29 protein-coding genes are annotated in these 23,816 nt (G+C 68.1%); 17 read left to right on the top strand and 12 right to left on the bottom strand.

Going from position 1 to position 23,816, the window contains the following annotated elements; translation table 11 throughout:
* Nucleotides 1–2 precede the first annotated feature (2 nt).
* The 5 genes from NG1_RS06025 (at nt 3) to NG1_RS06005 (ending at nt 4,845) form a co-directional block, all read left to right on the top strand.
* Nucleotides 3–1,220, top strand: coding sequence for an acyl-CoA dehydrogenase family protein (locus tag NG1_RS06025; protein WP_062968770.1), 1,218 nt, complete (start codon nt 3–5; stop codon nt 1,218–1,220).
* Nucleotides 1,217–2,014 (top strand): SDR family oxidoreductase, encoded by a 798-nt coding sequence (locus NG1_RS06020; RefSeq protein WP_062968768.1) that lies wholly within the window; start codon nt 1,217–1,219, stop codon nt 2,012–2,014. The genes NG1_RS06025 and NG1_RS06020 overlap by 4 nt, the downstream gene beginning before the upstream one ends.
* 199 nt (nt 2,015–2,213) lie before the next feature.
* Complete coding sequence (locus NG1_RS06015; RefSeq protein WP_245659801.1) at nt 2,214–2,987, top strand: hypothetical protein; 774 nt, start codon at nt 2,214–2,216, stop codon at nt 2,985–2,987.
* 45 nt (nt 2,988–3,032) lie between these two features.
* Nucleotides 3,033–3,641, top strand: a complete 609-nt coding sequence (locus NG1_RS06010) for a TetR/AcrR family transcriptional regulator (RefSeq protein WP_040864602.1) — start codon at nt 3,033–3,035, stop codon at nt 3,639–3,641.
* A gap of 10 nt (nt 3,642–3,651) precedes the next feature.
* Nucleotides 3,652–4,845 carry an acetyl-CoA C-acetyltransferase gene (locus NG1_RS06005; protein ID WP_373283843.1) on the top strand — a complete coding sequence of 398 codons (1,194 nt, stop codon included), beginning with the start codon at nt 3,652–3,654 and terminating at the stop codon, nt 4,843–4,845.
* A gap of 127 nt (nt 4,846–4,972) precedes the next feature.
* Here NG1_RS06005 and NG1_RS06000 read toward each other — a convergent pair whose 3' ends face one another.
* The 7 genes from NG1_RS06000 to NG1_RS05970 all read right to left on the bottom strand — a co-directional run bounded on the left by NG1_RS06000 (nt 4,973) and on the right by NG1_RS05970 (nt 9,748).
* A complete protein-coding gene (locus NG1_RS06000; protein WP_062968766.1) occupies nt 4,973–5,419 on the bottom strand; it encodes a hypothetical protein in 447 nt (148 codons plus the stop codon).
* Between the two features lie 153 nt (nt 5,420–5,572).
* Nucleotides 5,573–6,352, bottom strand: coding sequence for an ESX secretion-associated protein EspG (locus tag NG1_RS05995; protein ID WP_062968764.1), 780 nt, complete (start codon nt 6,350–6,352; stop codon nt 5,573–5,575).
* A complete protein-coding gene (locus tag NG1_RS05990) occupies nt 6,345–7,634 on the bottom strand; it encodes a hypothetical protein (RefSeq protein WP_062968762.1) in 1,290 nt (429 codons plus the stop codon). The genes NG1_RS05995 and NG1_RS05990 overlap by 8 nt, the downstream gene beginning before the upstream one ends.
* Nucleotides 7,631–8,011: a hypothetical protein gene (locus NG1_RS05985; protein WP_084498722.1), complete on the bottom strand. Its 381-nt coding sequence runs from the start codon at nt 8,009–8,011 to the stop codon at nt 7,631–7,633. Before NG1_RS05985 ends, NG1_RS05990 begins: the two co-directional genes overlap by 4 nt.
* 9 nt (nt 8,012–8,020) lie before the next feature.
* Nucleotides 8,021–8,629, bottom strand: coding sequence for a DUF3558 domain-containing protein (locus NG1_RS35225; protein WP_157113877.1), 609 nt, complete (start codon nt 8,627–8,629; stop codon nt 8,021–8,023).
* 107 nt (nt 8,630–8,736) lie between these two features.
* A complete protein-coding gene (locus NG1_RS05975; RefSeq protein ID WP_245659800.1) occupies nt 8,737–9,087 on the bottom strand; it encodes a DUF4254 domain-containing protein in 351 nt (116 codons plus the stop codon).
* A gap of 139 nt (nt 9,088–9,226) precedes the next feature.
* Entirely contained in the window at nt 9,227–9,748 is a 522-nt protein-coding gene (locus NG1_RS05970; protein ID WP_063910262.1) for a hypothetical protein, read from the bottom strand.
* A gap of 253 nt (nt 9,749–10,001) precedes the next feature.
* On the opposite strand from NG1_RS05970, the gene NG1_RS05965 reads away from it, so the two are divergent.
* The 7 genes from NG1_RS05965 to NG1_RS36410 all read left to right on the top strand — a co-directional run bounded on the left by NG1_RS05965 (nt 10,002) and on the right by NG1_RS36410 (nt 14,476).
* Entirely contained in the window at nt 10,002–10,889 is an 888-nt protein-coding gene (locus NG1_RS05965; RefSeq protein WP_062968754.1) for a helix-turn-helix domain-containing protein, read from the top strand.
* Entirely contained in the window at nt 10,886–11,092 is a 207-nt protein-coding gene (locus NG1_RS35220) for a DUF397 domain-containing protein (protein ID WP_084498720.1), read from the top strand. Before NG1_RS05965 ends, NG1_RS35220 begins: the two co-directional genes overlap by 4 nt.
* Nucleotides 11,093–11,137: 45 nt before the next feature.
* Entirely contained in the window at nt 11,138–11,341 is a 204-nt protein-coding gene (locus tag NG1_RS05960) for a DUF397 domain-containing protein (protein WP_062968752.1), read from the top strand.
* Nucleotides 11,342–11,735: 394 nt separating this feature from the next.
* On the top strand, nt 11,736–12,554 hold the full coding sequence (locus NG1_RS05955) for an alpha/beta fold hydrolase (RefSeq protein ID WP_062968750.1): 819 nt from the start codon (nt 11,736–11,738) through the stop codon (nt 12,552–12,554).
* 432 nt (nt 12,555–12,986) lie between these two features.
* Nucleotides 12,987–13,934 carry a hypothetical protein gene (locus NG1_RS05950; protein WP_062968748.1) on the top strand — a complete coding sequence of 316 codons (948 nt, stop codon included), beginning with the start codon at nt 12,987–12,989 and terminating at the stop codon, nt 13,932–13,934.
* Nucleotides 13,910–14,134 (top strand): hypothetical protein, encoded by a 225-nt coding sequence (locus NG1_RS05945; RefSeq protein ID WP_157106555.1) that lies wholly within the window; start codon nt 13,910–13,912, stop codon nt 14,132–14,134. Before NG1_RS05950 ends, NG1_RS05945 begins: the two co-directional genes overlap by 25 nt.
* A gap of 141 nt (nt 14,135–14,275) precedes the next feature.
* The gene (locus tag NG1_RS36410; protein WP_157113876.1) at nt 14,276–14,476 is read left to right on the top strand and encodes a hypothetical protein; all 201 of its coding nucleotides are present in this window, start codon (nt 14,276–14,278) and stop codon (nt 14,474–14,476) included.
* Nucleotides 14,477–14,746: 270 nt separating this feature from the next.
* Here the strand turns inward: NG1_RS36410 and NG1_RS05940 are convergent, their stop codons facing one another.
* The 5 genes from NG1_RS05940 to NG1_RS05920 all read right to left on the bottom strand — a co-directional run bounded on the left by NG1_RS05940 (nt 14,747) and on the right by NG1_RS05920 (nt 18,968).
* Nucleotides 14,747–15,211 (bottom strand): YbhB/YbcL family Raf kinase inhibitor-like protein, encoded by a 465-nt coding sequence (locus NG1_RS05940; RefSeq protein ID WP_062968746.1) that lies wholly within the window; start codon nt 15,209–15,211, stop codon nt 14,747–14,749.
* A gap of 255 nt (nt 15,212–15,466) precedes the next feature.
* Nucleotides 15,467–16,561 (bottom strand): NAD(P)H-dependent flavin oxidoreductase, encoded by a 1,095-nt coding sequence (locus NG1_RS05935; RefSeq protein WP_062968744.1) that lies wholly within the window; start codon nt 16,559–16,561, stop codon nt 15,467–15,469.
* Entirely contained in the window at nt 16,558–17,316 is a 759-nt protein-coding gene (locus NG1_RS05930; RefSeq protein WP_062968742.1) for a CoA-transferase subunit beta, read from the bottom strand. Before NG1_RS05930 ends, NG1_RS05935 begins: the two co-directional genes overlap by 4 nt.
* On the bottom strand, nt 17,316–18,191 hold the full coding sequence (locus tag NG1_RS05925) for a CoA transferase subunit A (RefSeq protein ID WP_157113875.1): 876 nt from the start codon (nt 18,189–18,191) through the stop codon (nt 17,316–17,318). The genes NG1_RS05930 and NG1_RS05925 overlap by 1 nt, the downstream gene beginning before the upstream one ends.
* A gap of 12 nt (nt 18,192–18,203) precedes the next feature.
* Nucleotides 18,204–18,968 carry an enoyl-CoA hydratase family protein gene (locus tag NG1_RS05920; protein ID WP_039794869.1) on the bottom strand — a complete coding sequence of 255 codons (765 nt, stop codon included), beginning with the start codon at nt 18,966–18,968 and terminating at the stop codon, nt 18,204–18,206.
* 62 nt (nt 18,969–19,030) lie between these two features.
* On the opposite strand from NG1_RS05920, the gene NG1_RS05915 reads away from it, so the two are divergent.
* The 5 genes from NG1_RS05915 to NG1_RS05895 all read left to right on the top strand — a co-directional run bounded on the left by NG1_RS05915 (nt 19,031) and on the right by NG1_RS05895 (nt 23,798).
* Nucleotides 19,031–19,813 carry an SDR family oxidoreductase gene (locus NG1_RS05915; RefSeq protein WP_062968738.1) on the top strand — a complete coding sequence of 261 codons (783 nt, stop codon included), beginning with the start codon at nt 19,031–19,033 and terminating at the stop codon, nt 19,811–19,813.
* 157 nt (nt 19,814–19,970) lie between these two features.
* The gene (locus NG1_RS05910) at nt 19,971–20,882 is read left to right on the top strand and encodes an SDR family oxidoreductase (protein WP_062968736.1); all 912 of its coding nucleotides are present in this window, start codon (nt 19,971–19,973) and stop codon (nt 20,880–20,882) included.
* Nucleotides 20,883–21,015: 133 nt separating this feature from the next.
* Complete coding sequence (locus NG1_RS05905) at nt 21,016–22,263, top strand: hypothetical protein (RefSeq protein WP_062968734.1); 1,248 nt, start codon at nt 21,016–21,018, stop codon at nt 22,261–22,263.
* A 12-nt stretch (nt 22,264–22,275) separates the two neighbouring features.
* A complete protein-coding gene (locus NG1_RS05900; protein WP_062968732.1) occupies nt 22,276–22,791 on the top strand; it encodes an ImmA/IrrE family metallo-endopeptidase in 516 nt (171 codons plus the stop codon).
* The gene (locus NG1_RS05895) at nt 22,788–23,798 is read left to right on the top strand and encodes a hypothetical protein (RefSeq protein WP_063910261.1); all 1,011 of its coding nucleotides are present in this window, start codon (nt 22,788–22,790) and stop codon (nt 23,796–23,798) included. Before NG1_RS05900 ends, NG1_RS05895 begins: the two co-directional genes overlap by 4 nt.
* The last annotated feature ends 18 nt before the right edge of the window (nt 23,799–23,816 follow it).

Below are 23,816 nucleotides of genomic sequence, written 5' to 3'. Positions count from 1 at the left end.
GCGTGGGTGCGATCCAGACCTCAGAATCCGACACTGCCGCTCCGGACGGGCGGTTTTCCGCTGCGCAGGACGAGCGATTCGCCGCCGAAGTGCGCGAGTGGCTGGAGGAGAACCTCAACGGGGACTTCCGCGAGCTGCGTGGCCTCGGCGGTCCCGGCCGCGAACACGAGGCGTTCGACGAACGCCTCGCCTGGGACCGGCACCTGGCCGCGGCCGGGTGGACCTGCCTGGGCTGGCCGAAGGAGTACGGCGGCCGCGAGGCCACGGTGCGCCAGCAGGTGATCTTCCACGAGGAGTACGCCAAGGCGAACGCGCCCGCGCGGGTGTCGCACGTCGGCGAGGAACTGCTCGGCCCGACCCTGCTCGCGTTCGGCACCCAGGCGCAGAAGGACCGGTTCCTGCCGGGCATCCGCGATGTCGGAGAACTGTGGTGCCAGGGCTATTCGGAACCGGGCGCGGGCTCCGACCTGGCCGCGATCACCACCGCAGCGCACCTGGACGGCGACGAGTGGTCGATCAACGGGCAGAAGATCTGGACCTCGCTCGCGCACGTCGCGGACTGGTGCTTCGTCGTCGCCCGCACCGAGCGCGGGTCCGTCAGGCACAAGGGCCTGTCCTACCTGCTGGTCCCGATGAAGCAGCCGGGCATCGACGTGCGCCCGATCATCCAGCTGACCGGCACGTCGGAATTCAACGAAGTTTTCTTCGACAACGCCCGCACCGCGGCCGACCTGGTGGTCGGCGAGCCGGGTGACGGGTGGCGCATCGCCATGGGCACGCTCACCTTCGAGCGCGGCATCTCCACCTTGGGCCAGCAGATCCGGTTCGCCCGGGAGCTGGCCGACATCGAGGCATTGGCCCGCCGCACCGGCGCGGCCGACGACCCGCTGATCGCCGACCGGATCGATCGGGCCTGGGTCGGGCTGCGAGTGCTGCGCGCGCACGCCATGCGCACGATGGAAGGCGCGGGCGTGGACGACGGCGCGGGCCAGGCCTCGGTGGCGAAACTGCTCTGGGCCAATTGGCATCGCGGCCTCGGCGAGCTGGCGATGGCCGTGCTCGGCGCCCGCGGCCTGGTGGCGGGCGAGGACGATCTCGACGAATGGCAGCGGCTGTATCTGTTCACCCGCGCCGACACCATCTACGGAGGTTCGAACGAAGTGCAGCGCAACATCATCGCCGAGCGCGTGCTCGGCCTGCCCCGCGAGGCGCGTCCGTGACCGGCCCGCTGTCGGTCGCCCCCGCGCCCGTGGCCGGGCACGGCCTGCTGACCGGGCGCGCCGCCGTGATCACGGCGGCCGCGGGTACCGGCATCGGCTCGGCCACCGCGCGCAGGCTGCTGGCCGAGGGCGCGGACGTGGTGGTCTCCGACTGGCACGAGCGGCGTCTGACAGAGACCGCGGCCGAGCTGGCCGGCGAGTTCCCGGACCGGCGGGTCGCCTCGATCCCGTGTGACGTGCAGAGCACCGAACAGGTGAACGCGCTGGTCCGCGGTGCCGCCGAAGCGCTCGGCCGGATCGACGTCATGGTCAACAACGCCGGGCTCGGCGGGGAGACGCCCGTGGTCGACATGACCGACGAGCAGTGGGACCGAGTCCTCGACATCACCCTCAACGGCACCTTTCGCTGCACCCGCGCCGCGCTCGGCTACTTCCGCGACGCGGGCCACGGCGGCGTCATCGTGAACAACGCCAGCGTGCTGGGCTGGCGCGCGCAGCACGGTCAGGCGCACTACGCCGCGGCGAAGGCGGGCGTCATGGCGTTGACCCGATGCAGCGCGGTCGAGGCCGCCGAACTCGGTGTGCGGATCAACGCGGTGGCCCCGAGCATCGCCAGGCACGCTTTCCTGGACAAGGTCAGCTCCACCGAGCTGCTCGACCACCTGTCGGAGCGGGAGGCGTTCGGCCGCGCGGCCGAGCCGTGGGAGGTCGCCGCGACGATCGCCATGCTGGCCAGCGACTACACCACCTACCTGACCGGCGAGGTGGTCTCGATCAGCAGCCAACGCGCCTGAGCCGCAGCGGTTCCCGGGCTCGTCCGCGCCGCGCCGGGCGGACGAGCCTGCCCGGCGACCACCGAGCAGCCGGTTGTCCGCCGTCGCGGGCGAGTCCTCGCGCGCCGTATTGCGATCGCCTTCTCGCATCGCGCACGCCACCCGAAACGAGCGGCTGATCAGGTAGAAAAGGGCAAGCCGCGAGGGGTCGGGGTGTGCCATGCTGGATGAGATCGGATCCGCGCTCGACAAGGGGGCGATGGCTATGGGCCTGGATCGCCCACCTGCCCGCGAACAACTGGAACTCGATGTGGTGCGCGAAGTCGTGCTGGCCAGGCGACGGCTCGACAGCCTCGTCCTCTCGGCGCTCACCCTCGGCGCCGAACTCATCGAGCACACTTCCGCGAGGGCCGTCGCCACGGCCGCCGTGCGCATTCTCGCGCAGCACGCCGTCGACGAGGGGGAGGTCGCCCGCGACCCGCGCCGCGCGCTGCGCGCCGATCTGGCGCGCGATCGCGAGCGTGCCCGGCGCATCGGCCTCAGCGCCGACGGTACGGAGACCGAGCAGGAGCGGCGCAGGCAGCGCCAGACCGACCTGCTGTGCGAGGTGCGCTCGGATCTGCTCGCGGTGGTCGCGAAATGCCGGAAATTCCGCTTCGACCAGGTGACTTTCGCCGACGAGATCGCGCAGGGCCTGTGCGCGGCCACCGACAAGCTGGTGGTCGAGGCCGACATGGTTGCCTACCACGCCTGGCAGCGCGGCATGGTGCTCAAGCTGAGCGAGGAACCCGTGCGCGGCGGCCCGCCACGGGTGATGGCCACGGTGGACGCCGGTCCGGACCGCGGTCAGCTCACCGTGGAATGGGACAGTTGCGAACGCCGTCTCGCGCTCGTCGCGCGAATGGCGCGGGCGGGCGTCTCGCCCGTGATCATCTGCGATCGCCTGCTGGCCGATCTGTCGGTCTCCTCGCCCCTGCGCTACTCGGAGCGCTGAGCAGTACCTCTCGACCAAGCAAATGCTTGGTTGTATGATGGCCGTGTGCCCGCAACAGACGCCTCTAAATCAGCTCGGCGCAGTGAGTTGCTCGCCTTGGCGGCCGAATTGTTCGCCGAGCGGGGATTGCGCGCCACCACCGTGCGCGACATCGCCGACGCGGCCGGAATCCTCTCGGGGAGTCTCTATCACCACTTCGATTCCAAGGAGTCGATGGTGGACGAGATCCTGCGCGGGTTCCTCGACGAACTGTTCGGCCGCTATCGCGAGATCGTCGCCTCCGGCCTGAGCGCGCGAGACACCTTGGAAGCCTTGGTGCTCGCCTCCTACGAGTCGTTCGACCGCTGGCACGCCGCGGTGGCGATCTACCAGACCGAGGCGAAGCGACTGCGCGACTCGGAGCGGTTCACCTACATCGCCGACTACAACCGCGAATTCCGCGAGCTGTGGCACCGGGTGCTCACCAACGGCGTGCGGGACGGCGCCTTCCGGCCGGAACTCGACGTCGAACTGGCCTACCGCTTCCTGCGTGACACGGTCTGGGTCGCGGTGCGGTGGTACCGGCCGGGTGGGCCGATCACCGTCGAGAACCTCGCAAAGCAGTACCTGACCATCGTGCTCGACGGACTCACCGTCCCCGAGCGCACCACGTAGGAGTCCTTACATGTCAGCACCTTCCGCGTCCCGTCGTCCGTATGCCCCGCTGCGGGACGCCTACGTGATCGATGCGGTACGCACCCCGGTCGGCAAGCGCGGCGGCGCGTTGGCGAGCGTGCATCCGGCCGATCTGGGTGCGGCCGCGCTGCGCGGCCTGCTGGACCGCACCCCGATCGACCCGGGCGTCGTGGACGACGTCATCGTCGGTTGCGTCGACAATGTCGGCCCGCAGGCGGGCAACATCGGCCGCACCATGTGGTTGGCCGCCGGATATCCCGAAGAGGTTCCCGGCGTCACCGTGGACCGGCAGTGCGGATCCAGCCAGCAGGCCATCAATTTCGGCGCGCAGGCCATCATGAGCGGCACGGCCGAGGTGATCGTCGCGGGCGGCGTGCAGAACATGAGCGCGATCCCGATCTCCGCGGCCATGCTGGCGGGCAAGGAGTACGGTTTCGACACCCCGTTCGTCGGCGCGCAGGGCTGGGACCACCGCTACGGCACCGGTGAGGTGACCCAGTTCCGCGCCGCCCAGTTGATCGCCGAGAAGTGGGGCATCAGCAGGGAAGAGATGGAGCGCTGGGCGCTGCGCAGCCACGAGCGGGCCCGCGACGCGATCAAGAACGGCCGCTTCGACAACGAGATCGTGCCGGTCGGCGACTTCTGGATCGACCAGGGTCCGCGCGAGACCAGCCTGGAGAAGATGGCTTCGCTGCCGCCCCTGGCCGAGGGCAGCCCGCTCACCGCCGCGGTGGCCAGCCAGATCTCCGACGGCGCCAGCGCCACCCTGCTCGCTTCGGAGTGGGCGGTGCAGGAGTACGGCTTGACCCCGCGAGCGCGCATCCACCATGTGAGCGCGCGCGGCGCGGACCCGATCTTCATGCTCACCGCCCCGATTCCGGCGACCAAGTGGGCGCTGGAGAAGACCGGCCTCACCATCGACGACATCGACGTGATCGAGATCAACGAGGCGTTCGCGCCGGTGGTGCTGTCCTGGTTGAAGGAGACCGGGGCGGACCCCGAGAAGGTGAACGTCAACGGCGGCGCCATCGCGCTGGGCCACCCGCTCGGTGCGACCGGTGCGAAACTGTTCGCCACGCTGCTCAACGAACTCGAACGGATCGAGGGCCGCTACGGCCTGCTCACCATCTGTGAGGGCGGCGGCACCGCCAACGCGACGATCATCGAGCGCCTGCCCCGCTGACCGGCACCGAGCGGCACGTCGGCGAATTCGCGTCGCCCGACGTGCCGCTCAGCCTGCGCATCGTGGGTGCCAGGGGCTCAGTCGGATTGCGCCTCGTGATCCGAGTGTCCTTGTGACGAAACGTCGTTCATGACGCGCTGCTCGTAGAACCGTTAGCGGATTCGCCGCCTCCGTCCCTGCGAGCGTCCGGTTTCGCGGATGAGTCGGTCTCGTCGTCGCGGGCGGTGGGTGCTGTTGACGAGTCGGTCGGTTCGTCGTTGCGGGCGTCGGGTTCCGCGGACAAGTCCGGCTCGTTGTCGCCGGCGGTCGGCTTGCCCTCGCTGCCCTTACCCTTGCCTTTTCCCTTGCCCTTCCCCTCGGACTTGCCTTTTCCTTTGCCCTTCCCCTTGCCTGCGCCTTCGTCGACGTCACTCGCCTCGGAGGGTTGACCCTGCTGTTCGTCCTGCGCCAGGTAGGCGACCGGATCGCCGCCGATCGTCTCGCTCGTCGCGGGCTGCGCGACGAGACCCATCGTCAACGTGCCCGCGGCGACCGCCGCTGCTGTCACGATGGCCTGAACGGTTGTCTTTCCCACTACCAAACCTCCCTGGTGATCGGTTTCGTCGGTGGAGCAGCGCGAAGTTAGCACCGGGAACGAGCCGCGCCTCCGGGCTCGCCGCGCCCGAACGCCCTCGTGACGAGGCCGACATCCCGCTGTGACGTAGTCCCGGGATGCCCGGATGGTCCGCTATCGCTGTGACCGCAGGTATTCGTCGTGTTCGCGATCTTCGCGGTAATAGCGCTGGGTCAGAGCGGTGAGCCGGTTGATCTCGGCCGCCATCGCGGAAGGTTCCAGCGGTTTGGCGACGATGGGGTCGCCGGTCTTGACGTAGTAGCGGCCGTCCGCGTAATCCATCCACCAGAAACCGCGTCCGAAGCTCGGGCGCGCGTCGAGGGCCGGACCGGCGAGCACCGTGATCTCACCGAGGCCGAGGCGTTCGCGTTTGAAGATTCGGTCCAGTTGCGCGACGACGCCGACCTCATACGGCTTGCGCACCGGCCGATCCCGGTCGGCGCTCACTTCTTCCCGCCGCGCTTCGATCGGCGGATGGGTGCCCGCAGGCATCTTGGGCAGCGCGGCGACCGCTTTCGCGGCCACTCGTTGCGCGGCGCAGAAACTCACGATGACGTCACCGCCGGTGTCCGGCGCGGTACCCGGAAGCTGGACCAAGGTGGCGCCGATCTGCCCGCGTACGGCCCCGTGGAAACGAAAGACGATCGACATGTCCGGGCCACCCATCCCTTTGGACTCGACGCGGACCTCCGGTTCCAGCAATACGTCGAGCGCCCGTTCCAGTTCGACGGCGTATCGCCCGAGTAGCGCGTCCACCGCTGCCTCGCGTTGACGCTTCAGGTCGGCGAAATCCATCTCCTCCGGCCGGTATTGCAGCGGGTAGGGCAGGCGGTCGCGACCGTAGGCTGCCCAGAGGATTTCGAATTCCTGCCCGGTGAAGCGCCAGTCAGCCATTCGGGTTGTCTCCGATGACCGGAGGGACGGACTTCGGCAAGGAGTCCAGACCGGTGAGTTCCGCACCGTTGTGCTGGTTGATCAGGTAGTCCTTGACGCCGGAGGTCTCGCGCTCGTCGTCCTTGCCGCGAGCCCCCATTCCGGGGGCCATGCCGGTCGTGCCTACCGCGCCGGATCGAGCCGCCTGGCTGCCGGTTGCCGAAGCCGTCGGAAGGGCGTTCGGCTGCTGTGGACCGGCGGGAACGTTGCGGCCCGGTGCCGGAGTGGCGGTGGAATTCGGCGTGCCGGGACTGCTCGGGCTGCCGGATCGCCGGGGAGTGCTCGGGCTCGTGGTACCGGGTCGACCCGGTGTGACGGTAGTGATGTTCGGGCTCGGTGTGGTGGTGCTGCTCGGGGTCGTCGACGGGGTGGTTGGTTGCACGCTGGCCGGCTGGTCCACCCCCGCCGGGGTGACCGACTGGGGCGTGGTGGCTGCGGGGTCGGTCCCGGGCGATTCCCGCGGGTCACCGTCGGTCGGTTCGGTGGATTCCGGCTCCGCGCCTGCGGGATCGGCCGAGTCGGAATTCTCCTGTGGCGCGGCGGAATTCGAGGTACCAGGTGACGACGGACCTGGCTGCCCGCTATCCGCCACGATCTGCGGAGCGGTCGGCAGGACAGGTACGCCGTGGTCGGTTTGAGTGGCGACCTGCCCGTACACCGTGCGAAGGATCCGCCGCGCTTCCTGCGTGGCCTCCTCCTCGGTGTAATCACCCGCCTTCATGACGCCGTCCTGCGGCAACGTCTTCCCCACCAGGTCCGGGCGTTCGGTGGCCTGCGGCATCAGCGCCTGCGTCTGCTCGAGACCGGTATGCATCTCCGACAGCTTGAAACTCACCAGACAAGCGGCATCGGCCAGGTTCCCCGACTGATTGCGGTAGTTCGTGACCGCATCGGCCGCCGCCTTGCCGGATTGCCCCGCCCACCCCGGATTCGTGCCGTCACCGGTCACGGTGCGGCCGAACTGCTCGTTGAACGCCTGAATCGCCCCGGTCAGGTTCATCCCGATGTTCAGCCAAGCCTCGGACGCCTCCCGCACCGTCCCCGGCCGCATCGCGTTCACGGCATCGACCATCTGCGCCAACGTCATACTGTCGTAGTTGTCCGGCCCGGGAATCCGCGGCGGCTCGTATTCCCCCTGAAACGACGTGCCCAACCGACCTGTGAAGTCGTAGATCGTGTCGCGCTCCCGATTCCACTGCTCCTGCGCGGCGATGATCCGGTTCCGGTACTCGTCGTAGGTCATGGTTGGGCATCCAGACCGGTAAGTTGGTCGGCCCTGGACCGATCCAGCTCCACGAAGTTCGCAATAGCCTTGGCCACAACCTCTTTCGCGATCTTCACCGCGTCGATGTGCTGCATGAGGACGGCGTCCAGGGATTGCTCGGAACCAGCAGCCTTACCGGTGAACTTCTCCTGTAGAGCCTGTCCTGAGGGAAAGGGACCGAACCCGTCGATGATCTTGACCCGGTCCGCCATTTGCAAGATAGCGTCCAGCCGGTCCAAATAGTCGTCGCAGATCTTGTCCAGTCCCTTGCCGATCTCGGGATGCAGCGATACCTCACCCGAATTCGCCAGTTCGAGAACCCTCCGCCAGTCCATTGGGTCGACGCCGACAGACACGTACCCTCCTTAGTTCCTCGGCAGATACTGCGCCAGCTCGGAGGCATGGCGACGGACCTCTACGCACGGATCGCCTTGCTTGCCAATGGAGTAGCGGGTGACAACCCGGAACAACACGGTGCCTTGTGCCACCTCGACCGCGATGCTGCACTTGAGCTGCTTGCTGTCGCCTACATCGAGGAACTCGACGGCATTACGGGTTCCCACCGACTGTGGTGTGAAGGACTCGAAATCACGACGTTTTTGGACGTCCTGCAGAGTGGGCGTACCTGAGAAGACCGTCAAGTCGTACCAACGAGAGTTGGCTCGCCACCCGCATACCTTCCATCCGGTGAAGTCGACGCCGGCCGCGTCCTTGTTCTTGCTGGCAGGATCCAGCCCAGTAGCCGATATCGCTGAATCCGATAGGTCGCACGGGTTCCAAAGTGCGGCATCGGGATCGGTTGACCTCGTAGGGGCGGAGGTCGACGTGGCCGCCACCGATGTGGAAGGCGGAGTGTCCCCGGTGCCGTCCTCACATCCGGCCAACACCACCACCGCACCCATCGCGAGCGCGGCACCACGCAGAAACTTCCCCCAGCTCGTCATCGGTTCCTCACCGCCGGTGCCGTAACGCATCGACGGGGGCCGGACCGGCTTATCCGCCCCCTGCAAGCTGGGATCGACGCTACTGGCCGGTCCCCACGGGTGCAACCAGGTCGGTGCTGATTAGGAGCCGTACCGCGCTACGGCCCGCCCGGCAGGCGGCGTTGTCCCGTCCCCACTTCGTCCTTCAAGTCTTCGTAGCCGACCGCCAGTTCCGCCAGGCGTTCCCAAGCGTCGCCGAGGACCCGATTCGAGCTGCTTGCCAACGCCGCGTAGGCGAGTGCGGTGTACTCGGCGAGGCGGTCTAGCACCGAGCCGACCGTCTCGGTGTGGACGCGGGCCGCGCCGAGAGATGGTCGTAGCTGCGCGGTGACCCAGCGGTCGATGTCGCGGACCAGGCGGGCGCGGCATTGATCGATCGACTCGGCCTGGGCCAGTCCGGCGGAAAGGCGGCTTTCGTGTAGCGCCGTGAGGTCTCGAGCTGCGGTCAAGAGGGGATGGTCGTCTCGAGCGTCGCCGCGACAGGCGGCCAACAGGCGGTGTTTGGGGGGTAAAGGTTCCGGTGTCATCGCGCGCCGCCGGGGGAGGGCCGGTCCATCTGCGGATCGGCGATATGGCGAAGCGGGAAGGTCACGCGCTCAAACCCTTTCCGGATTCGCCGTTCGCCACCGAGTGCCGGTTTCGCGGGTGTCGAGTGGACGCTCCGAGTGCCAGGTGCCGGATCGCCGCCAAGACCAACTGGCCGGACGGACGGTACGCGGAGCGCGGAGGTTCGATCCAATGGCGGAACAAGGCACATCGGTCGGTGGGGGAAGGGAGCGCGATCTCACCGCCCGCGCGCACTATGGAGACGTCGAGACGGAACATCTCCGCGAACAGGCTGTCGTCGTTCGGCAGATCGGGACGCACCAAGTAGCTCCACCGTTGTGAACGCGGGTGGGACATGATCGGGCCGATATCGTGCCCACGGCGCTGTAGGTCGATCTTCACGAGTTGCCCCAGGTGGGCGGGCATCATCAGCGCCCAGACGATTCCGGCCCGAATCACGATGCGGCCCAACTCGGGTGGGTCGACGATCGCGGGCAGGCCGCACACCTGCCGGTAATACCGGCAGCGGGACACAGGCGTGTCCCCGAACTCCGATTGGTTCATTTCCAGACCTCTGCGCGAGTCGGTGAGCTAGGGTGCGCCCAGCCCTGGAAATCGGCAGAACCCAGGGGCGGGGGCGTGGTGGGAGATCGGGGTGGCCCCCTACTGGGCGCGAAGTCAGCAAAACACCTTTGACCTGCGCGGAGTTCGAAGTCTGGGTTCCCCAGCCGAACTCGGCCGAAGGTCCAGAGCAAATCCCGTGCCGGGTCGTAGTCGTCACCCGGTACGGGTCGAATTCGCACTAGAGAGGGGACCCATGGACGAGCACAGCACCGGCTCGACTCTGCCGAGGCGTCAGCTCGGGTATTACCTGCGTGACGCCCGGACAGCGTTGAACTTGTCGTTGGAAAGGCTTGCCGAGCTGACGGATTTGAGTTCGTCGGTATTGCAGCGACTGGAGAAGGGGGCGGCAACGCGGTTGAAGGTGCGTGATATCGAGGCGCTTTGTGATGTGCTGGGGATGTCCCGTGAGGTGACGGCTGCCATGGTCGGGCTACACCAGCAAGGCGCTGCGAAGAGTTGGTGGCACGAGTACGGGACGGTGATACCTGCGGATTTCGACGTGTACGTCGGGTTGGAGACGGCGGCGCGGCGGCTGGCCGTGTACCAGCCATCACTGGTGCATGGCTTACTTCAGACCTCCGACTACGCTCGCGCTCTCATACGAGTGGGAAGGCCGACGGAGAGCAGGGTCGACCATGACCGCCGTGTCGAGTTGCGGACGAAGCGCCAGAAGATGATCACCAGGAAGTATCAACCTCTCACGCTCGATGTGGTGCTGCACGAGTCAGCGCTGCGAAGTACCGTGGGAGGGCCAGAAGTCATGACACCTCAACTGCACCACCTGGCTGAGGTCGGGAAACTGCCCAATGTGACAATCCGAATCCTGCCGTTCTCGGCTGGAGCGCCAGTCGGTGATCCTGTGGGGCAGTTTGCGATTCTGGAGTTCGAAGAGAACCTTCAAGGGGTGTCGGTGTCACCTCCGGTTGCCTATCTGGAAACCTTCACGGGCTGCATGTATTTGGAAAAACCAGATGATGTGCAGCGGTACGATCGAGTGCATGACAGTCTCCGACGGGCGGCGCTTGATGAAGCGGCCAGCAGGAGTCTGCTCCGCCAGATAGCGAAGGAGTTCTCAGCATGACTGCCGATCTATCCAAGGCCGACTGGTTCAAGAGCAGCTACAGCGCGACTCATTCAGATTGCGTCGAAGCCGCGTTCTTGGACGGTGGCCAAGTCGGCGTGCGGGACTCGAAGAACCCGACCGGTCCAGCGCTTGTGTTTCAGCCTCACGCATGGGATGTGTTCACCGCTAGCTTCATCGCTAGTGACCTGCATCGGCGATAGTCGTCACGTTCTGCCGTTCAGTGAGTCGAGTCAAGGCGGTTTGGCGTGGTAGTCGGAGATGTCGGGGCCCAATGGTTCAAGAGCAGCTACAGCGGGACGCAGGCTGATTGCGTCGAAGTCGCTTTCTTGGTCGGAGACCCGGTCGGCGTGCGGGACTCCAAGAATCCGAGCGGCTCTGCGCTCGTTTTCGGGCCTACCGAGTGGGACGTCTTCACTGTGGCGGTCCGGTCTGGGGAGTCCGCTTCATAGCAGGCTCGAACGCATAGACCTGGATCGACTTTGGTCAAGGGCGCAATGCCCCAGAATCATGACGGGTTCTGGGGCATTGGCTTCTGCGGGCGCGCGGCTCACAGCACGGCAGTGAACAACTCACAACTGTGTCCGTCGACCAGCGGACGTAGGTCCTCGTCCTCCGCCGAGGTGGTTGATCCGCCATCCCCAGCTGTTCTCTTGGCGGATTGCGGCGAAGGTACAGGTTTGGTCTGGAGTCCTGATGGCGGTGCTATAGATCTTCGCGGACGTGCAGTGCGTTCCGCCGCCCGCCTGTGCCCCTTTGTGCGATGCGACCAGGCCGAACATGGTGTCAGTGGTCGTGTCAGGTCAGTATCAGCCCGGTATCAGCCGGTCTGGCGACAGTATTCACATGAACAGCGCAGCCAACATCAGCAGCACGGCGAACAACTCGACCTGGACCGGCATGGTGCCGGTGGACGACACGGCCCTTGCCGTGACCGACACCGGCGGCCCCGGCCGCCCCATCGTCTACCTGAACGGCGCCTACGCCAGCCAGCGGCCCTGGCGGCCCGTGATCGCCGAACTCGGCAGCGGCTACCGGCACATCACCTTCGACGAGCGGGCTCGCGGCAAGTCGAAGCGGTCGGCGGATTACTCCTTCGAGGCGTCCCTGCGGGATGTCGATGCCGTGCTCGCGGCGCGGGGCGTGGACCGGCCGCTGCTCGTGGGCTGGTCCTACGGCGGGATCCTCGCGTGGCACTGGGCCGACCGGAACCCGGATCGCGTCCTGGGCGTGGTGACCGTGGACTCCGCGCCATACGGCTTGACCGGCGAGGAGGGCCGGGAGCGGATCCGGAAGCTTTTCCACAAGATGCGGTTCGTGCTGCCGCTGGCGCGCCCGTTCGGCTTGGCCGCGCGGATGACCGCGGCCCAGCACGCCGAGATCGGCATCGATGCCAACGAGGTCGCCGCCGCCAGCGTGCCGGTTCTCGAGCGCCTGACCTGCCCGGTGCGCTTCGTCCTGGCCACGGGCAACAGCCTCGGGAGCGAGGACGGGGAGATGGAGCGGGTGCGGGCCTCACTCGATCCGGTGCTCGCGCACAACCCGAACGTGAAGGTGAGCGCGAAGGTCGCGAGCAACCACTCGCACATCCTGCGCAAGGACTTCCGAGCCGTCGCTCGAGCCGTGCGCGAGACCGCGTCCGCCCATGCTCAGCAGGTCCAATGAACCGATGACCGCCGAGCGTACGATCCGGCCGGGCGGCGGCGTCAAGGCGCAGCCGCCACCATCCATCCGCCGATCAACAATTTCGCAGGTGTCACGCGAGCCGGATGCAGTCGAACCGGAGGATCGACCGCCTGCTGTAGCAGCGGCCTCGTTGCCATCACACCGACCATCCACACATCCCGGCAGATTCGACCGCCTGCTCGAGAAACGCGGGGAGCTCGATGACGCCTAATTCGAAGTTCTACTAATTCGAAGATGTTCCGTAACGTTCGACAGTTCAATTATTAGTGATCAGTCTTTTCTGTACAGTTCGGGTGTGGCGAACATCGTTGCGCTCGAACTGCTTTGGCTCGATGGTGCTGCCCTGGATCCGATCGGTGGCAGTGGAGCGCTGATCCGATGAGGGGTCCCGGGGCCAATGCTGTCAGGGAGTTGTTCAGGCGACTCCGTGACGATCTGCGCGGAATGCTGCGCCGCCAGGCCGAGGGCCACAATGCCTGGATACACGGCAAAGCCGAAGGCGTCAGAGAAACCGATCGCGTCATCCGGAGAAGCGACCAGGACGGACACGACCGGATCGCGGCCACCCGAAAACCAAGCGATACCGTGGGCGGTTCGGCTCCTGTCGCTGCACCCTCCGGGCGGACACCGCTCACCGATTTGTCGCATATGCGGCCGCTGGGTGACCTCTTCGACGGCGCTCGGCGCGGCGATCTCGACGACTACGACCTGACCCGGGAGCTGGGAGGATTACAGCGCCGGTACGGCCCCTATCACCTCGAGGATCTCGACGCCTGGTACGAACGGTCTTGGGAACGCGAGGACGGAAGCATTCACCCGGACAACGTGGGGTTCACCGCGAAGATCTCCGGCCCCGGCGGAGAAGACGCCGGATCGCTGCTCTACAGCTTCACGCGCGACAACGACGGGAGGCTCGTAGTCACCCATGATCTCACCGAACTGAACGAAGGCTTCACCGGCAAAGGATTCTCCACTGCCTTCGCCGCATCCATAGAGGACTACTTCCGCCGATCGGGCGTGGACAGAATAGAGCTGACCGCCACGCGGCTGCGGGAAGGCGACTCACTCGACGGCGCGGTCGCCTGGGCCAAGGCCGGCTACGACTGGAACCCGGATCCGGGGAAACTGGCGAAGTCCGTCAACAGCATGAGATCCAGGATCGACTCACTGCTCGACGGGGAAATAGGCACGCTGAGCCCCGCCGACACAGCGCTACTTCAGGACATGCGCACACGATTCGACGGACCGCCGGTGGGATTCCCCTCACCTCAGGAACTGGTCATGCTCACCGGTGACAACCTGAAACTCGGCGAGGAACTGATGAAAGGATCGTCATGGCACGGGATGAAGAAACTGTGACTCCCACCCCGGAAGAACGTGAGTTCATCGAGGCACGCGGCAAAGCGACCTCCACCCACTTCATGCGGTTCGTCACCGAACGCGGCCTCGACACCGATCCCGATACCTGGCCGGCGGCCGACCGGGAAGAATTCGACCGCCAAGCACGCCGACTCATCGAGGAATGGAAAAACCGCGCACGCGAAACCTTCGGCCTGTGAACGTCACCCGGATCTGATGCTCCGGTTCACAGCGCACACATAGACACGGCCCAGCGCGCACACAAGTTTCTCTTCGAGGATTCTCTCGCCGGTCCGGAAGCCGCGAGTCCGGACCGGCATCCACCGAAGAGAGGATACGAATTGAGCATCAAGTCGACGCTGGCCAGGACCGTTGTCGCCGCCGGCGTTGTGGTCGGCCTGGTAGGCATCGGCGCGGGTATGGCGAGCGCCGATCCGGCCCCGGAACAGCGGTCCCCCGCTCCCGCGCAACCGCAGGATCCGCATTGTCCCCCGCCGGGGCATCCGCAGGGTCCCGACCAGCCGCCCTGCCCGCCGCAGTAGCGGACGGATTCATCACGACGTTCGACCGACGGGAGAGTTGCGCATGTTCCACTGGTTGCCGCCCACGGGCAGCTGGCTGCCCCCGACAGGCAGCTGGCTGCCCCTGCTGATATCGATCTGGCCACCGCGTTCGATCTGACCTGAGGCGATAGTGGCCGGTAAGCGGCCGAATCCGAGTTCCGGAGCAGCGCCCGGCGCGGTCTGCTTCGAAAGCGCTCCGTGTCAGGTGTTGTCGACGGCCAATGGGTGTCGGAACCGGGATGCGGGCTGCTACCCGTCGACGGTGTAGGTACCGATGAGTCGGCCGTCTCCCATGCTGGCGTCGACGATGGCGGATCTGGCGTCGGCCGCTGAGGTCTGGGAGTCGACCCGTACGGGGTGGGAGAGGGCGTACACGATGAAGCGGTAGTGGTGGGTGCCGGTTCCCGCGGGTGGGCACGGCCCGAAGTATTCGGCTCGGTCGGCGCTGTTCAGGCTGACCACCCCGCCCGCGGGCGTCTGCCCCTCTTCCGCCGACGTGGTGGCCGGTGGGATATTGCTGACCACCCAGTGGGTGAACAGGCCGCTGGGGGCGTCGGGATCGTCCACGATGAGGGCGAGACCGGTGGCCTGCGGGGGAGCTGTCCAGGCCAGCGGGGGCGACTCGTTTCTGCCCTCGCAGGTGTAGACCGTGGGGATCGGATCGCCATGGTTGAAAGCGGTACTACGCACCGAGATCTCGGTCGTCGCGGGCATCGCGGCCTCCGCTCGGGTCGAGGATGGGAGTCGAGTCCTGCGATTCGCCTGTCCCTGTCCGTGCGGACGAGCCCGGCGCGCGACGGCGGCGGATACCAGGCGAACCCGGTATGTCGTTGTCAGTCCAGCGTAAGCCGATGAGGCCCGACCGACCAGGCTCGGTCGCAAACACGCCGTTACTGGCGGGCTTCGCGGGCCGTCGCCTGTTCCGGCACCTCTGGCCCTATGCCGATAGGTGACGGCGGCCGCTATCCGTCAGTCGGACCCCGTCGCTGCCCCTTGTTTCGTTCCGGCGAGCGCCGCGATCGTCTCGATCCGCTCCACCGCGTCGGTGACGATCCTGTCGATCAACTCCTTGCACGTCGGCAGGTCGTCGATGATCCCGGTGACCTGACCCGCGGCGAGCACGCCCGCCTGGGTGTTGCCCTCGACCAATCCGGCACGCAGCAGCATCGGCGTGTTCGCGGCCATCACGACCTGGGACCAGCTGAGATCCTTGGTCTTTCGCATGGCCAGGCCGTCGCGAATCATGGTCGACCACTTCATGCCGGTCATGCTCTTGAAGCGGGCCGCGTTGCCCACGGCCGCGGTGAGCCCGCGCCAGCGGCCCGAATGCTCCAGCCGCTGCACCAATTCGGTGTTCAGCACGCGGTGCGGCATGCCGTCGACCTTGAGTGACACCACCGTGTCCTGGAGCTGTCGCCGCAGGTACTCCTGCTTGACCGCGTCGGGAACGGTGCTCTCCTGGGTGAGCAGGAACCGGGTGCCCATCGCGACACCCGCCGCGCCGTAGGCCAGGGCGGCGGCCAGGCCGCGCCCGTCGAAGAACCCGCCCGCCGCGACAACGGGGATGTCCACCGCGTCCAGCACGGAGGGCAGCAGCAGGGTGGTGGCGACCGGGCCGGTGTGCCCGCCGCCTTCTCCGCCCTGCACGATCACCGCGTCCGCGCCCCAGGACGCCACTTTGACCGCGTGCTTGGCCGCGCCGATGGACGGGATGACCACCACGCCCGCGTCTTTCAACTTCGCGATCAGGTCCTGCTTGGGCGCGAGCGCGAACGACGCGACCGCCACCTTCTCCCGGATCAGCAGATCGATCCGCTCGGGCGCGTCCGCCGCGTCGGCGCGGATGTTCACGCCGAACGGCTTCGCGGTGTGCGATTTGGTCTTCGCGATGGCCGCCTCGAGCTCGGCGAAGGTCATGGTGGCGGAGGCGAGGATGCCGAGCCCGCCCGCTTCGGCGGTGGCCGACACCAGACTCGGGCCCGCGACCCAGCCCATGCCGGTCTGCACGATCGGGTGTTCGATGCCGACCAGATCGGTCAGCGCGGTGCGCAGGCGCGGGCTCATGACGGGACCTCGGTTTCGCGAATCTTCTTGGGGTCGAGCACCTCCCGGATCAGCCGCAGCTCCTCGGCGCTGGGCTGCCGGGTCTCGCCCGCCTCGGCGAGACCGGCGATCTCGAACGAGGTGTTCTCGGCGACCTCGTCGGCGGTGACGCCGGGATGCAGGCTGCGGGCGCGCATGGTGTGGCCGGGGCCCTCGAAATCGAAGACGCCGAGATTGGTCACCACGCGGTGCAGGTGATGGAAGCGGTAGGCCGGGTCGGCGGCGTCGACCTTGTCGTAGCCCACACCGGAGACGATGTCGACACCGTCTGTGAAGACGCGATTCGTGTGCCGCGCGACCCAGTAGCTGGTGGCGTGGTTGATCGTGTTGCCCGGCGCGCCGCGCACACCGAACATCTGCCGGGTCGGCCGCTGGAGCGAGCCGAACGCCGAGAGGTTCTGGTTGCCGAACCGGTCGATCTGGTTGGCGCCCATCACCACGTGCCGCCGGCCGGAGGCCACCACGTCGAAGACCCTCCGGAACGGAATCCAGCCTTCGATCGGTGCCTTTCCGCCCAGCGGGGGCGTGTCGGCGAACAGCAGCGCCTCGCCGTCGGACAGCAGCAGATCCGGTTCGGTGGTGAGTTTGGCCAGGCGCGCGCCGATGATCGACATCGGCGACATCGGGCTGGCCATGATCTCCCCGGCGCCGCTGAAGATCTCGGCGCAGGCGACGGCGCAGATCTCGGCGCGGGTGACGGTTTCGATGCTGGTCATCACGCCTCCTCGGCGAATCGGCGGACGGCGGCCTGGTACTGCTCCTCGGAGCCGGCCAGGTAGGTGTCGACGAACCGCTGCCACGCCTCCGGCGTCTTCGCGGATTCGACGTAGTGTTTCTGGAACTTCTCGTCCCGGCCGTAGTCGTCTCCGGCCAGGGTGAAGTGCGCGCCACCCGGCGCCTCGACCACGCCGTCCACCATCATGCGGTTGAGCAGCAGCGCTTGCAGCGGAACGGTTTTCACCAGCTCCTCGGTCTCCACCACGCGCTCGACCGATACGTAGCGGCGCTGCGCGGCCAGGCAGAACAGGTCGTCGAAGTATGGGTCGACGCCGGTGTAGGCGGCGTTGCCGTGCGCGTCGCCCAGGTTCAGGTGCACCAGCGCGGCATCGAGATTCAGCGCGGGCATGGCGATCAGAGTCTCGGGCGCGCCGTCGACGGGGTAGGGCGATTCGACCGTCTTCAGCTCGCCCTCCCAGAAGTTCGGCACATCGGAGCCAAGCCCGGCGCGGATCGGCAGGAACGGCAGTCGCGCCGCGGCCGCCTCCAGCCCGCACTTGAGCATGCCCTCGTCCATCTCGCGGGCGGTCAACGCGCCGGAGGTGCGCGCCTTGGCGAACCACGGGTCGTAGAACGGCGGCGAATCCAGCGACACGAAGCCGTAGTACGCCTTGCGAACCTTCCCCGCCGAGCACAGCAGCCCCAGGTCGGGCCCACCGTAGCCGACCACGGTCAGATCCGTGATGTCCGAACGCAGGATGGCTCGCACCAGCGCCATCGGCTTGCGCCGTGACCCCCAGCCGCCGATGCCGATGGTCATCCCGCTGCGCAGCTCGCCGACGACCTCGTCGAGCGACATCCGCTTGTCTCGCATGGAAATTCCTCTCTACTGCCCGCTCTTGCGCGCCGCGAGATCGTCGTCGAACCGGGCGCGGATCTCGTCGGCGACGCCGGCGAGGTTGAGTTCGAAGGTGAATCCCTGCTCGTACCGGTAACTGCGGTGCACGTCCTGCACGTCGATGCCGTTCAGGGCCCGCTTGGCCGCCCGGATCACCCGGCCGTCCTTGGCCGCGATGTTCTTGGCCAGCTCCAAGGCGGCGGCGTCGAGTTCGGCGCGCGGCACCACCTGGTAGACCGAGCCGTAGTGGTGCAACTGCTGTGCGGTGATGGTGCTCGCGGTGTAGAACAGCGCCCGCATCAGGTGCTGGGGTACCAGCCGTGCGAGGTGGGTCGCAGCGCCGAGGGCGCCGCGGTCGACCTCGGGCAGCCCGAAGGTGGCGTCGTCGGAGGCGATCACCACATCCGCGTTGCCCACCAGTCCGATGCCGCCGCCGAGGCAGAAGCCCTGGACCACCGCGATCACCGGCACCTGGCACTCGTACACCGCGGCGAACGCCTCGAAGCAGCCGTGATTGGCGTCGATCAGCGCCTGGTGGCCCGGCTTGCTCTGGATCTCCTTGATGTCCACGCCCGCGTTGAACCCGCGGTTCTCCGCGCGCAGCACCACCACCTTGGTGTCCGGATCCCGGCCCGCCGCGCGCACTTCGTCGGCGATGGCGAACCAGCCGTCGGTAGGGATGGCGTTGACCGGCGGATAGTCCACCGTGACCACGCTGATGCCGGTCGATTCGGAGTGGCGGTTGATCCCCATGGCACTTCCCGTCGTGTGTGAACGCATTGGCAAAGCAAGCAGTTGCTTGGTAGGTTAGCACGGTGGCACTCGAAATCGATCTGGCCGAGCGCGTCGTTCTGGTGACCGGCGGCGTGCGCGGCGTCGGCGCGGGCGTGAGCAAGGCGTTCCTGGCCGCGGGCGCGATCGTCGTGGCGTGCGCGCGACGACCGGCGGACGCGCCCGTCGCAGTCGACGGGCGCGCGATCGAGTACATGCCTTGCGATGTGCGGGACGCGGACGCGGTGCGCGCGCTGGTCGAGGGGATTGTCGAGCGCCACGGCCGCCTCGACCATCTGGTCAACAACGCCGGTGGCGCTCCCTTCGCGCTCGCCGCCGACGCGAGCAAGAACTTCCACACCAAGATCGTCGAGCTGAACCTGCTCGCTCCGCTGCTGATGGCGCAGGCCGCCAACGCGGTGATGCAGCGGCAGGACGAGGGCGGCTCGATCGTGAACGTGTCGAGCGTCAGCGGGCACCGTCCGTCGCCGGGCACCGCCGCCTACGGCGCGGCCAAGGCGGGCATGGACAGCCTCACCGGTTCGCTCGCCGTCGAGTGGGCCCCGAAAGTGCGGGTGAACTCGCTGGTGGTGGGCCCGGTGAACACCGAACTGAGTCAGCTGCACTATGGCGATCAGGACGGCGTCGACGCGGTGGGCCGAACCATCCCGCTGGGCCGCATGGCCCGCCCCGACGACGTCGGCCGCTGCGCGGTGTTCCTGGCCTCGCCGCTGGCCGCCTACGTCAGCGGCGCGACTCTGCTGGTGCACGGCGGGGGTGAGCGGCCCGCCTTCCTCGCCGCCTCCACCGCCGACCAGCAGTCCTGAATACCCCGGAGAGGGAGCGGTGCGGGCGCGGCGGCGGAGCGTGACCATGGCGGGCCTCGCTCATATCGGAAAGGGAGACCGGGCATGAACATCACGCCCGGAGGCGGCAGCGGAGCGTGACCACCAAAGGCCCGCTCACATCGGAAAGGGACAAAGTATGGACACCGAGCAGATCTGCGCGGGGCGCGTCGTCATCGTCACCGGCGCGGGCCGGGGCATCGGCCGGGCGCACGCCCTCGCCTTCGCCGCGGCGGGCGCCCGCGTGGTGGTCAACGACATCGGTTCGACGCTGGACGGCGCGGCTACCGCGGAAACGCCCGCCGCTCAGGTGGTCGCGGAGATCGAGGCGCTCGGCGGCCGGGCCGTGGCCAACGGAGACGACGTCGCCGACTGGGAAGGCGCCCGCAATCTCGTCCGCCAGGCCGTCGACACCTTCGGCAGGCTGGATGTGCTGGTCAACAACGCCGGTTTCGTGCGCGACCGGATGTTGGTCAACCTGAGCGAGGACGAGTGGGACGCGGTGGTCCGCGTGCACTTGAAGGGGCATTTCGCCACCATGCGGCACGCGATCGAGTACTGGCGCGCGGAGGCCAAGGCGGGCCGTCCGGTCGACGGCCGGATCATCAACACCAGCTCCGGAGCGGGTCTGCAAGGCAGTGTCGGGCAGAGCAATTACGGCGCCGCCAAGGCGGGCATCGCGGGCCTGACGCTGACCGCGGCGGCCGAATTCGCGCGCTATGGCGTGACGGTGAACGCGATCGCCCCGTCCGCGCGCACCAGGATGACCGAGACGGTGTTCGCGGACATGATGGCCAGACCGGAGGACGGCTTCGACGCGATGGCGCCGGAGAACGTGTCTCCGCTGGTGGTGTGGCTGGGCAGCACCCAGTCGGCGGCGGTGACGGGGCGGGTGTTCGAGGTCGAGGGCGGCAAGGTGGCGCTGGCCGACGGCTGGCGGCACGGGGTGGCCGTGGATCGCGGCGCGCGCTGGGATCCGGCCGAACTCGGCCCCGTCGTGGCCGATCTGATCGCCAAGGCGACTCCGCCGGAGCCGGTGTACGGGGCCTGATCGGCTTCGCCCTTCCGAGGCGCGTTCGCGGGACGGGGTCTAATATGGGCACCCATCCGTTCGGAAAGTCCCGTGTGAGAGTGGCGACCGGGCACAGAACTGCGCTTCGACTGATGAGGGGAAGGCTCGGCGCATGGCAGGAGGTCGCGCATTCCGTGCGCTGGCAGCAGCCTGCGCCGTCGCGGGTTGCGCCCTGCTCGGCGGCCCGGCCGTCGCCGCCGCGCAACCTTCCTGCCCCTCGTGCGTAGCGGACCCCGCCCCGCCGCCCTATGACAGCGGTGATCCCTGGTATTCGCTGACCGTGCCCGGGCAGGAGGCGCAGATCAGCGCGGCTCCCGACCAGCCAACCGCCGGAACCGGTTCGGTCACAGCGGGTTCGGCGGCGGCTGGCGCCGCCGCCGGTTCCACCGGGCTGGGTGTGGTGCTGGGTTCCGGCTCGGCCGGTCTCGGGGTGGTACCGGGTCCCGGTTCCGCCGGTCTCGCCCTCGCCCTCGCCCTCGGTACCGGTTCGGCCGGTCTCGGAGTAGTGCTCGGCACCGGGTCTGCGGCTCTCGGTTCCGCTGCGGCCGGTTCGGGCTCCGCGATCCTCGGTACCGGTTCGGCCGCACTGGCGACGGGCTCCGCCGCACTGGGTGCCGGTTCCGTCTTGCTGGGCGGTACAGGTTCCGCCGCGTTGGGTGCGGGCTCGGCGGTTGTGGGTGGTACCGGTTCGGCTGTGCTGGGTACGGGTTCCGCCGCGTTGGGTACGGGCTCGGCGGTTGTGGGTGGTACCGGTTCGGCTGTATTGGGTACGGGCTCCGCCGCGTTGGGTACGGGCTCCGCCGCGTTGGGTACGGGTTCCGCCGTCCTCGGCAGCACCGGTTCCGCCGCGGTCGGCTCGGCAGGCCTCGGGTCCGCAGGTGTCGGTTCCGCCGCGACCGGTTCGGCCGCAACGGGTTCCGCCGCGCTGGGTTCTGCTGCCGCCGGATCCGCGAGTCCCCTACTGCTGTTGTTGATTCCGCTCCCACAGGTGACCGCTCCGCCCGTCCCCGCGCTGCCGCCGGTGACCGTTCCTCCGGCGCCCGCCCCGGTGACACCGGGGACCTCGCCGATTCCGATCGGCGTGTCGACACTTCCGCCGCTCGCCGCGCGGGCACCCGATCTCGCCGCCCCGGCACCCGATCTCGCCGCGCCGCCGCAGGCGCAGCAGCCCGCGACTCCGGCGGTCCTCCCGACCGGCTCCACCGACGCCCTTCCCGCGACGAAACTGTGGCCGGTGATCGGCGGCCTGATCGCGCTCGGCCTCGCGGGAGCGGGCTCCGGCGTGATCAGCTTCCAGAGCGCGGTAGCGGCGCAAGCCAGGATCGACGCCGCCCGCGCCCAGTTCTTCCCGAGGCCGTGAGGGGGGCAGCCGATGAGCGTGAGCCGCATACGCGGTGACCTGCGGTCCTACCGCCGAGTCGCCGCCGCCGTCGACGCGGTGTGCGCGGTGGCGGCCGACTTCGACGCGACCACCCTCGACGAAGTCGTGCACGCGATCGCGGGCGAGCGGCGTCGTGAGATCGAGATCGCCAGTGCGCGACTGGGTCCCGGCGTCTGCGGGCAGCGCCGTCTCTATCCCGACCGCGACGTGATCGTGCTCGCCGAGACACTGCCGAGCCGCGAGCACACCCTCGCGCACGAACTGGGTCACATCGTCTTCGACCACGAAGGCGCGCCCGCGCCGGAAGTGACGCTGGAGGCGAGTGACGACCTGATCGCCTACATGCTCAGCCAGCGCGCGCATCAGCGGATCGTCGACGACGGCGCCGACGAGCGCGCCGAATGGGAGGCCGAGACGTTCGCCGCCATGCTGATGACCCGATTGCGCGTGTTCAACAGCCGGGGCACGGGCGTCTCGGTTCTCCGATTCGACGAGGCGCTCGGATGATCCTGTGGTCGACGGCTCTGCTGGTCTGGATGGCCGCCGGCGCTCGGGTGGGTCGCGTCCTGGTCAAGCCCGCGACCACGGCCCGGGTGGCCATCGTCGTCGCGGTCGCCGCCGTCGCGCTCGCCGCGACCGTCGCGGTGCCCGAGATCGCCGTCGCGCTGGACAATCTCGCCCCGGGCGGCGTGCCCGCGGGCCGGCTGTCGGACGGCGTCGTCACCGCGAGCTGGATCGCCTTCACCACGGCCACCTCGGTGGTCGCCTCGGCCGCCTGGCCGGTGGTGTCGCGGCGCAACCTGCGGCAGGTCGCCCTGGTCGTCTACGGCGTCGGCCTTTGCGCGGTGTTGGTCACGGTGACCTGGTCGTACACCTTCGGGTGGTCGGCGGTGGCCGCGGGCAGCGTGTTCGTCGTCGTCACCGGTCTGCGCACTCTGGACTGGACCGCGCTGGGTCGCGGTATCGCGTTCTACACGGCGGGCACGGCGGTGGTCGCGCTGCTCGCGGCAGGTCGGGTCCGGCGCGCGTTCCAGCACGCGCCCCCGGCCGCGCCCGGTACTCCCTCGTGGGCATGGCCGCTCTGGGGGCTCGCGAGCCTGCTCATCGCGCTCGGCGCGGTGTGGATCGTGGTGGAACTCTGGGTGCGCGCGCGGGTGCTGCTGCGCCGGATCCGCTCGCTGCACCGGACCATGGTCGGACGCTTCCCCGAGGTGGTCGCCCACGAACAGAGCGGATTCTCCACGCAGCTCAAAGCTTCCGACCAGGTGGCGCAGATCATCGACGCGTTGTATCTACAGTCCGGCGGCGGTCTCGTGCTGGCGGAACTGGCGTCGCCGCCTGCCTCGGTGGCGGACCGGGCCGCCCGGGTGGCGCGGTGGGCGCACGACCCGGCGGGGGAGATCGTTGTAGACGCACGGTGGATTGCTCCGCCCGAAGGCATTAGTCCCCGCGGCTGGGTCCAGGCCGTAGCACGGGCCTATCGGGCGAGCGCATCCGCACCCGCGCGAAATTGATCAACTTCGCGCGAATCC

This window comes from Nocardia gamkensis NBRC 108242 (assembly GCF_001612985.1).
Lineage (GTDB): Bacteria > Actinomycetota > Actinomycetes > Mycobacteriales > Mycobacteriaceae > Nocardia > Nocardia gamkensis.
Note: the sequence above shows the minus strand (reverse complement) of the source record. Positions and strands in the feature narration are given on the sequence as shown.

Coding starts and splice junctions, on each gene's coding strand:
- NG1_RS06015 (WP_245659801.1), top strand. CDS start 2,214: ATGCTGGATGAGATCGGATCCGCGCTCGACAAGGGGGCGATGGCTATG.
- NG1_RS06005 (WP_373283843.1), top strand. CDS start 3,652: ATGTCAGCACCTTCCGCGTCCCGTCGTCCGTATGCCCCGCTGCGGGAC.
- NG1_RS05995 (WP_062968764.1), bottom strand. CDS start 6,352: ATGGCTGACTGGCGCTTCACCGGGCAGGAATTCGAAATCCTCTGGGCA.
- NG1_RS05990 (WP_062968762.1), bottom strand. CDS start 7,634: ATGACCTACGACGAGTACCGGAACCGGATCATCGCCGCGCAGGAGCAG.
- NG1_RS35225 (WP_157113877.1), bottom strand. CDS start 8,629: ATGCGTTACGGCACCGGCGGTGAGGAACCGATGACGAGCTGGGGGAAG.
- NG1_RS05970 (WP_063910262.1), bottom strand. CDS start 9,748: ATGAACCAATCGGAGTTCGGGGACACGCCTGTGTCCCGCTGCCGGTAT.
- NG1_RS05965 (WP_062968754.1), top strand. CDS start 10,002: ATGGACGAGCACAGCACCGGCTCGACTCTGCCGAGGCGTCAGCTCGGG.
- NG1_RS35220 (WP_084498720.1), top strand. CDS start 10,886: ATGACTGCCGATCTATCCAAGGCCGACTGGTTCAAGAGCAGCTACAGC.
- NG1_RS05955 (WP_062968750.1), top strand. CDS start 11,736: ATGAACAGCGCAGCCAACATCAGCAGCACGGCGAACAACTCGACCTGG.
- NG1_RS05945 (WP_157106555.1), top strand. CDS start 13,910: ATGGCACGGGATGAAGAAACTGTGACTCCCACCCCGGAAGAACGTGAG.
- NG1_RS05940 (WP_062968746.1), bottom strand. CDS start 15,211: ATGCCCGCGACGACCGAGATCTCGGTGCGTAGTACCGCTTTCAACCAT.
- NG1_RS05935 (WP_062968744.1), bottom strand. CDS start 16,561: ATGAGCCCGCGCCTGCGCACCGCGCTGACCGATCTGGTCGGCATCGAA.
- NG1_RS05930 (WP_062968742.1), bottom strand. CDS start 17,316: ATGACCAGCATCGAAACCGTCACCCGCGCCGAGATCTGCGCCGTCGCC.
- NG1_RS05925 (WP_157113875.1), bottom strand. CDS start 18,191: ATGCGAGACAAGCGGATGTCGCTCGACGAGGTCGTCGGCGAGCTGCGC.
- NG1_RS05920 (WP_039794869.1), bottom strand. CDS start 18,968: ATGGGGATCAACCGCCACTCCGAATCGACCGGCATCAGCGTGGTCACG.
- NG1_RS05910 (WP_062968736.1), top strand. CDS start 19,971: ATGGACACCGAGCAGATCTGCGCGGGGCGCGTCGTCATCGTCACCGGC.
- NG1_RS05905 (WP_062968734.1), top strand. CDS start 21,016: ATGGCAGGAGGTCGCGCATTCCGTGCGCTGGCAGCAGCCTGCGCCGTC.
- NG1_RS05900 (WP_062968732.1), top strand. CDS start 22,276: ATGAGCGTGAGCCGCATACGCGGTGACCTGCGGTCCTACCGCCGAGTC.
- NG1_RS05895 (WP_063910261.1), top strand. CDS start 22,788: ATGATCCTGTGGTCGACGGCTCTGCTGGTCTGGATGGCCGCCGGCGCT.